An 8,181-nucleotide genomic window follows, 5' to 3' on the forward strand; every position below is an offset into this window, starting at 1 on the left:
GTGTATGCCGTTTCTTCTATCACGCGTTCGAAACCAATTTCATTGATACGCGCAATGAGTTTATTCCGTTGTCGTCTTTCTATATCTGAAAGCTGTCTGCCGTCAATAAAGACGGCGTCCGAGCTTTCAACATTTGCTTTTTGAATGGATTCAGCAGTGATCCCAATTTTTCTTGCTTGTAATTCCACTCGTTCCAGCAGTTCTTTACGAGCTTCTGTCGCAAACTTTTTCAATGCACTTTTATTCATTACTTTCACCCTTATTCAATTAACTCGATTTGTTTATTCGCTTTGATAATTTGTTTTAACTTTTTGGAAAGCGTATTGATATATAAATCTACATCTTCTTCTGTCGATAAAATTTTTGCTGTAACAAGTTCGGTTACTTTTACTGGTTGTTTCTGTACTACTGGTTCCGTTGGTGGTTCAATCACCGTACCGTTATTTTTCTTTTGCTCTTCTTCTTTTTTCCGTTGCCACTCTGTAATTTCTTGCCGAATAACTCTTAACGTTCTTTCTTTAAAGCTATTACTTTGGGAAATTGTTGCATCGACTTTAAAGATATCTGTAAATTGGTCAAGATTTACTTTTATCCTGTTATAATATTCTTCTACACGCTGTTTTGTTTCATTTGATACACCATACTGTTTCGTCTGTAAAACCAATTCATTGTAGTCCGTTTGTAATTTTTCTTTCGCATTTTCTTTTGTCTCGATTAAAACGGATTGAATTTGTTGTTCTAAGGCATGAAGCAATTCAGGGATATCCTTTATTTTTCGATAAGGAATTGGGTCTAGTACGATTTCCCTAAGTTTCTTCATTGCTTCTTCTACTTCTTTTCCTACTAAATATGCTCTATTTTCTTCATATTTCACTAGTCCTGCTAACCCTTTGTCGAAAATCTCTTTCTGGTTTGTACCAAAAAAGCTTTTTACATAGACAATATCTTCTTCCCAATCTGCTAAATCATCTTCCAAATCTTTTAATTTCATTAGGAAAGAGGCATTATCAAGTTGATTGTTAAACTGACCAAAATATTCGAGACCTTTATTAAGTAGACTCATTCCAGGGTACTTTCGACCTTCATAGCGAGCTTTATATGCGTTAATTTCATCTATTTGTTTCGCAATAAGTGTTCGGATATCTTTAATTAGACCATCTTCATCATCTGCTAAATCCGTTGTATTAAATACTTCTTTACAAATCCGTTTCGCTGTACGAATAAGTGATTCATCGACCTTTATCCGTTTAATAATAATTCCTTTATCCGCTTCACTTAATTTTCCAAAGACAGTTAATAACTTGTTCGTATCTCTTTCTGGTTCTAAATACTCCGAATGATACCGGATGCGAATCCTCTGTTCCTTTAATAATTCTACAAGTAAGCCAGCAATATCAAGCTGTTTCCACCCGTAAGGTTTATCTTGAAAACGGTCATACACAAGTTTTACACGAATTTGTTTTTGAACTTGATCCTGCATGTCTATATAGTCATATACTTCTTTCTTAGCACCTTCATTTGGGTTCTCATCCAAGGACAATTGCTCATTTTCAGAGGCTAATATTGCAATCAATTCTCGCTCATTTTCTAAAAATTTCTTTACATACCCTAATTTTGTATAGACATTATCTACCAAATGTTTAAATGCTGAGTTGATTTTCTCTTTAACAGAGGAACCTTTAATGTCCATTTTGACACCATTCACGAAGTAAGTACCATCTTTTATCGCTTCTTCTAACAGCTCTCGTACTCTTCTTCTCCGTTCCCGTACTTCCACTTGTTTGTTGTTAAGGATGTTTTGGATGTTTCCAGGAAGTTGTGTCGGATTTCTTTTCTTCCGATATTCTTCTATTCTTAATGCTTCTTCCATTTCCTCAATATATGTTTCATTGCCCCCGAGTTTAATAATCATTTCACCATTACCAGCAGACATCATCATTAACTCTTGTTCTGATTTATGATAATGATCGGAAAGTGGCGAAAGAATTTGGACACCGATATTGGATGTCTGGTTTCCATAATTCTTTTCATCCATTTTTTGATTATAGGAGAATGAATACTCTTTCGAATAGCTGAAACGCTTATCATCGTATAAATCTTGGAAGATATAGTGGGCTAATTCCCGTTTAACAATTTCTTCATCTACGTTAATTTGTTTAATTTCTCGGTTAATATCTTGTTCATCATCTGTGAGGAATACATAATTTTCCCCGTTCTTTTGAATGAGCGTCTGTGAAATTAATTTTCTAAGAGCAACTTTAATTTTTTCTTTTAATTGTAATTTATCTTCATCAATATGTGTCACCATGAGGGTTGCAATATTATCAATATTTGCTGGTAATTCTTTAATATATTTAATCATGAACAACACTTTTAATAAGTCGATATGAAAAGGATCATCTCTCAATACAGGATTTTCTTTTGCACCCTCGATAACCCTTGAAATGGATGGATTTAGGAACTCCTTAATCGTATCGTAAAAGGCATAGAATGGTATTAATGTTCCTTCTTTCGCATCTTTATAACGGAGACCTGCTTCCTTAAAGGCGGATAGCATAGAACGCTCCCCTTCTGACAAGTGTTTTCCTGAGGATCCGTGTTTACGAACTTGTTCAAATACATTTTGCAACAGCTTAAATTGATAAGGTACAAACGGATATACTTCCGCAAATTCTACGTCACTTTCATATCCTCTTAAGTCTGCCGTAGTCTCTCGAAAGCTGATTAAGTTTTTAAGGATGGCACTTTTATTTGGATAATCCGCTCTAAGCTTGTCCTGTACATGAGGATGTTTTTCTAAAATACGCTTCTTTATTACTTCATCCACTGAAATAGATGATAAGGAAAGTCTAGTGTCAAAACGACCTTGGATTCGTGAAAAGTCATCACCCTTTACCTTAACAATGGAGTCGATGCTTTCCTGAGAAGTGACTATAATCCAAACTTTCCCTTCTGCATATGTACCTAAATCTTCGGTCAATGTTTGTAAATTCAACATAAGATTCCGGCTATCTCCAATGTACTGCCCGATTTCATCGACAAGGAAAACTAAATGGAAGTTTGGACCTTTACTATCTATATACTCTTTTACATCTTTAGCAAATTTTTCAATGCTAATTTCGAAATTGTTTACACCATTTTCAAACCAATTTCGGGCTGTTTCCTCGGTCATATTCGTCGCCTTAGTTAAAGCGCCAATCACATAGTCTGCATCAAAGTAAAAGCTATTACGACGTTCTTCCCATGTTTCACCTGATAGTGCTTGGAATTCGGCTTTGAACACATCATATACACCTTGTTTGTCCAAATACTTTTCCATTTCAGCCACACCAGGAATATCTCCATAATAGCCCCTATGATCATAAAACACTTTCATAAACACTCGTAAAATTGCGTCTTCCTTTGATTTATTATCAAGGGAGCTTTTCGAATCAATATTAAAAAGAATGACTTCTGTATCAACGTTTGAAGTCCGTTTCATATTGGCGTATACAAGTGGGTCTTTTATTTTTTCCTCAAAGAAATCTACAGGCTTCTTTCCTTTCACAGCCCTATTTTCTAAAAGGTACGCAAGAATTTTAAGAAAATGGGATTTACCTGAACCAAAGAAACCACTAATCCAAACACCCATCTTATCCGTCTTTCCATCTATGCCCTTTTGATAATTCTCATAAAACTTAGAGAAATGACTGTGGAGCTCTCCTGTGACAACATACTCGTCAAGTTCTTGATAAATATCATCTTCGCTTGTTTGGGCAACCTTAATGACACCGCGAATATCACGTTCAATACTTTTTAAAAACATTTCTTTAAGTAGCATTCTTTTTCCCCCTCGACTTTTAATCAACTAAGCGAAATGCCCGGTAATAGTTATCATCTTTTAATTTGCCGAACAATTGGAGCGATTGTCCGTCATACTGTCCTGGAAAGAACATAATAACGGGCGTTTTGTCCAACACTTCTTGGAGATTGTTTAAAATGTTATGGGATCTTACAAAAGGATAAACCTTCCCAACGCCTGTAAGGAAAACAACATGATGATCCCCTATTTGTTCTTTCATTTTTTGCAGGAATATGTCAGGCTTTGCAAATGTTGTTAGTGCCTTGAACAAAGCATCTTTACCCTGCCTTTTCTCCATTTCAAAAATACGGTCGTAAATTCTTTTTTCTTTTGTAATTTCGATTAACATTTTATATAAATCAAACTCAATAATCCTTCGATTATAAAGTCCGTCTTTAAATTCTTTGTGCAGTATTTTAATATAATCCCTTACTTCTAATTCATCTTTTGGATCGTAATCAAAAATATAAAAACTAATTTCGTTTCCCAATCCATGACCCTCGATAAATTTATCTTCCTTTATACGATCACTTATTTTCCTTAACCTTTCCTTCAATGTAGCCATCTTAACGTTGTTCACTCTCCCATCGCATACACATACTTGGCATCCCCTATTCGGATTAAATGCTCCTTTATTTGTTCATCTATAATTAAGCGACTTAGTTCCTTGCCACGTCTATCTTTCAATAGTCCACTCTCGAAAAGAACTTGCATAAAGGCTCGTTTCAATTTTTCTATATTCGTTTCACTCCAATTGGCCACCTTTTCACTTTGTTCCGCTTTTGCGGTGAAGAATACATTCATATCTTTCTTTTCGATTAGCAGATCGTTATTATGTAGTTTCTCACTGATTACCTCATTCATAAATTCAAAAAATAGCCGATCTGTTTTCATAATGGCATATAAATTAATTATTTTTGCATTTTCAACAGAACCATCTAACATTAAATCAGTTAAAACTTGATCGATTACTTCAGCTCTTCTCATAATAGAAGGTAATGTCCGATTCATTCTTCCTTTATTTTCAAATTGGAATAGGTTTCCATCGATTACTTTTTTTCTGATTTCAGGTAATGTTAATCCCTGTTGTTTTAGTTTTATGACCTGTTTAAGCTCAAATAATAAATAAGACGCACCGTTCAAGCTCGAAGAATATTCTAATTCTATTGTCATCGAAACCTACCTCTCATACAAGACTTTTATCCTATTTTCTATTCTAATATTTTCCCAACGACAGCGAGTCTCCTCTTTCCATTGCTGTTGAACGACTTTTGTAAAATCATTTTTTTCAACTTCTCTTGATTAAAGCTCATATAAGCTTTTTATACCTTCTATAAGCTCATCCTCTTTAATTTCTTCTTGACAACAGGAAAATCAACGAACTGATTTAACACTACTGTTAAATCCCTTTGCGCACGGAAAAAAGTCTTACTTCCACGAAGGTCACCTCGTAACGTAGTATTCACTTGACTCTTATTCTACTTTTACTCTAGTATTAATTCAATTTTCCTTGAGTCATTCAAGAAGCTCATTAAGAAATTAATTACACGAATATGAGAAGTATATAATAAAACTATTGTCGTTCTTTTTACAATTAGTACCCAAAAACTTTTCCTTTTGGGTACTAATCAATGAATAAAATAAGGCGTAATCGTGTGGAAAGATTTTAATATTTGCACCTTTACTCAGGTGGCCATGCGATTCTTCCCAAACTTATTTACCGCCTCCTCTTGAATGAAAAAAGCACCTCACACGGGAAGTGCATTGACTAAGCTTTAGCTCTAACAACTTATTTCGTTTTCATTTCCGCTGAGATTTCCTCGATTTCTTTTATCGATAAGCCTGTTGCTTTCTCGATAAAACGATACTCCATACCTTGTTTTATCAAATTAATCGCAACTTGTTTTATCCCTTTTTCGATACCTTGTTTTAGCCCTTGTTTTTTACCTTCTTCTATTAATTGTTCAGCTATTGTCATCACAACATCTCTCCCTTCTGGATAATTCGTTTCAATTTCCTTCATCATATCCACCAATTCCGATTTCGTTAAGTTTCTTCCGGCGCTAAATATATATCTAAGTAGAGTTTCAAAGTAACGAATCCCAGTTTGGTGATCCTCTAATTCCCGCAAGTATTTTACAGCCCTATTAATGGTAGTAAACAAATCTATACTATCCTTAGTGAAGATATCTCGTAATGTCGTTAATATAATTTGAAGCTGGGCTCTCCTTTTATATCCTCATCTTTATATTTTGAAAGATCATAAAGCAAGTATTCAAAGTTCGGAACAAGCCGCTGAATATTTGGTGTAAGTTCTTCATATCCCTGTATTATTTCCCCTAAACTCAATCCTATATTCCAATCTTTTTGACCGTGATAAATGACTTAAGGAATAACAATTGGAAGCTCATTGCTCTTTTCCTTTTCACTTTTTGCCTCCCATATTTCTATTATATATTTTAACAGTTGAAGAGCGGTTTTATGATAAATATAGGTATCCTTCATTGCCACAAATATTTACCTTAAAAAGTAAATCCGAAAAGTTTTCTTTCAATTTTTCATTAATAAAACGATCCTTTTCTGGTTCAAGAGTGTTGACATCAATCATCTCCATTATACTTTCTGGCAAATAATTAGTTAAAAAATCCTTCGTGACCGTCACATCTCCAAAGGNTCATTCTTCCTTTATTTTCAAATTGGAATAGGTTTCCATCGATTACTTTTTTTCTGATTTCAGGTAATGTTAATCCCTGTTGTTTTAGTTTTATGACCTGTTTAAGCTCAAATAATAAATAAGACGCACCGTTCAAGCTCGAAGAATATTCTAATTCTATTGTCATCGAAACCTACCTCTCATACAAGACTTTTATCCTATTTTCTATTCTAATATTTTCCCAACGACAGCGAGTCTCCTCTTTCCATTGCTGTTGAACGACTTTTGTAAAATCATTTTTTTCAACTTCTCTTGATTAAAGCTCATATAAGCTTTTTATACCTTCTATAAGCTCATCCTCTTTAATTTCTTCTTGACAACAGGAAAATCAACGAACTGATTTAACACTACTGTTAAATCCCTTTGCGCACGGAAAAAAGTCTTACTTCCACGAAGGTCACCTCGTAACGTAGTATTCACTTGACTCTTATTCTACTTTTACTCTAGTATTAATTCAATTTTCCTTGAGTCATTCAAGAAGCTCATTAAGAAATTAATTACACGAATATGAGAAGTATATAATAAAACTATTGTCGTTCTTTTTACAATTAGTACCCAAAAACTTTTCCTTTTGGGTACTAATCAATGAATAAAATAAGGCGTAATCGTGTGGAAAGATTTTAATATTTGCACCTTTACTCAGGTGGCCATGCGATTCTTCCCAAACTTATTTACCGCCTCCTCTTGAATGAAAAAAGCACCTCACACGGGAAGTGCATTGACTAAGCTTTAGCTCTAACAACTTATTTCGTTTTCATTTCCGCTGAGATTTCCTCGATTTCTTTTATCGATAAGCCTGTTGCTTTCTCGATAAAACGATACTCCATACCTTGTTTTATCAAATTAATCGCAACTTGTTTTATCCCTTTTTCGATACCTTGTTTTAGCCCTTGTTTTTTACCTTCTTCTATTAATTGTTCAGCTATTGTCATCACAACATCTCTCCCTTCTGGATAATTCGTTTCAATTTCCTTCATCATATCCACCAATTCCGATTTCGTTAAGTTTCTTCCGGCGCTAAATATATATCTAAGTAGAGTTTCAAAGTAACGAATCCCAGTTTGGTGATCCTCTAATTCCCGCAAGTATTTTACAGCCCTATTAATGGTAGTAAACAAATCTATACTATCCTTAGTGAAGATATCTCGTAATGTCGTTAATATAATTTGAAGCTGGGCTCTCCTTTTATATCCTCATCTTTATATTTTGAAAGATCATAAAGCAAGTATTCAAAGTTCGGAACAAGCCGCTGAATATTTGGTGTAAGTTCTTCATATCCCTGTATTATTTCCCCTAAACTCAATCCTATATTCCAATCTTTTTGACCGTGATAAATGACTTAAGGAATAACAATTGGAAGCTCATTGCTCTTTTCCTTTTCACTTTTTGCCTCCCATATTTCTATTATATATTTTAACAGTTGAAGAGCGGTTTTATGATAAATATAGGTATCCTTCATTGCCACAAATATTTACCTTAAAAAGTAAATCCGAAAAGTTTTCTTTCAATTTTTCATTAATAAAACGATCCTTTTCTGGTTCAAGAGTGTTGACATCAATCATCTCCATTATACTTTCTGGCAAATAATTAGTTAAAAAATCCTTCGTGACCGTCACATCTCCAAAGG

The 8,181-nt window shown here is 34.2% G+C and carries 9 protein-coding genes and 2 pseudogenes; all 11 read right to left on the reverse strand.

The window, feature by feature from the left end; genetic code table 11:
- The coding region (locus BN2144_RS20050; protein WP_033827163.1) for a hypothetical protein at window positions 1-248 on the reverse strand (248 nt) is incomplete at its 3' end.
- A gap of 11 nt (window positions 249-259) precedes the next feature.
- Window positions 260-3,820 carry a BREX system P-loop protein BrxC gene (gene brxC, locus BN2144_RS04670; RefSeq protein ID WP_033827164.1) on the reverse strand — a complete coding sequence of 1,187 codons (3,561 nt, stop codon included), beginning with the start codon at window positions 3,818-3,820 and terminating at the stop codon, window positions 260-262.
- Between the two features lie 19 nt (window positions 3,821-3,839).
- Window positions 3,840-4,406 carry a DUF1788 domain-containing protein gene (locus BN2144_RS04675; protein ID WP_033827165.1) on the reverse strand — a complete coding sequence of 189 codons (567 nt, stop codon included), beginning with the start codon at window positions 4,404-4,406 and terminating at the stop codon, window positions 3,840-3,842.
- Between the two features lie 11 nt (window positions 4,407-4,417).
- Complete coding sequence (locus BN2144_RS04680) at window positions 4,418-5,014, reverse strand: DUF1819 family protein (protein ID WP_033827166.1); 597 nt, start codon at window positions 5,012-5,014, stop codon at window positions 4,418-4,420.
- A gap of 616 nt (window positions 5,015-5,630) precedes the next feature.
- Complete coding sequence (locus BN2144_RS20255; protein ID WP_222860080.1) at window positions 5,631-6,005, reverse strand: RpnC/YadD family protein; 375 nt, start codon at window positions 6,003-6,005, stop codon at window positions 5,631-5,633.
- Window positions 6,006-6,043: 38 nt separating this feature from the next.
- A pseudogene (locus BN2144_RS20890) lies at window positions 6,044-6,346 on the reverse strand (Rpn family recombination-promoting nuclease/putative transposase).
- A complete protein-coding gene (locus BN2144_RS20590; protein ID WP_222860083.1) occupies window positions 6,321-6,470 on the reverse strand; it encodes an Rpn family recombination-promoting nuclease/putative transposase in 150 nt (49 codons plus the stop codon). Before BN2144_RS20590 ends, BN2144_RS20890 begins: the two are co-directional and overlap by 26 nt.
- Before the next feature lie 4 nt (window positions 6,471-6,474).
- On the reverse strand, window positions 6,475-6,681 hold the full coding sequence (locus BN2144_RS04690) for a BrxA family protein (RefSeq protein WP_042337621.1): 207 nt from the start codon (window positions 6,679-6,681) through the stop codon (window positions 6,475-6,477).
- Window positions 6,682-7,297: 616 nt separating this feature from the next.
- Window positions 7,298-7,672, reverse strand: a complete 375-nt coding sequence (locus BN2144_RS20265; RefSeq protein ID WP_222860080.1) for an RpnC/YadD family protein — start codon at window positions 7,670-7,672, stop codon at window positions 7,298-7,300.
- A gap of 38 nt (window positions 7,673-7,710) precedes the next feature.
- Window positions 7,711-8,013 (reverse strand): annotated as a pseudogene (locus tag BN2144_RS20895) (Rpn family recombination-promoting nuclease/putative transposase).
- Window positions 7,988-8,181 (reverse strand): Rpn family recombination-promoting nuclease/putative transposase (locus tag BN2144_RS20270; protein ID WP_222860065.1); only part of this gene is annotated, 194 nt, incomplete at its 5' end. The gene BN2144_RS20270 and the pseudogene BN2144_RS20895, both read right to left, overlap by 26 nt.

The sequence above is a fragment of the Bacillus andreraoultii genome, assembly GCF_001244735.1.
In the GTDB taxonomy this organism is placed as follows: Bacteria; Bacillota; Bacilli; order Bacillales; family Caldibacillaceae; genus Caldifermentibacillus; species Caldifermentibacillus andreraoultii.

What these genes read in the sequence shown, in the direction of transcription:
- BN2144_RS04680 (WP_033827166.1), bottom strand. Translation starts at nt 5,014, where the DNA reads ATGACAATAGAATTAGAATATTCTTCGAGCTTGAACGGTGCGTCTTAT.
- BN2144_RS04675 (WP_033827165.1), bottom strand. Translation starts at nt 4,406, where the DNA reads ATGGCTACATTGAAGGAAAGGTTAAGGAAAATAAGTGATCGTATAAAG.
- brxC (WP_033827164.1), bottom strand. Translation starts at nt 3,820, where the DNA reads ATGCTACTTAAAGAAATGTTTTTAAAAAGTATTGAACGTGATATTCGC.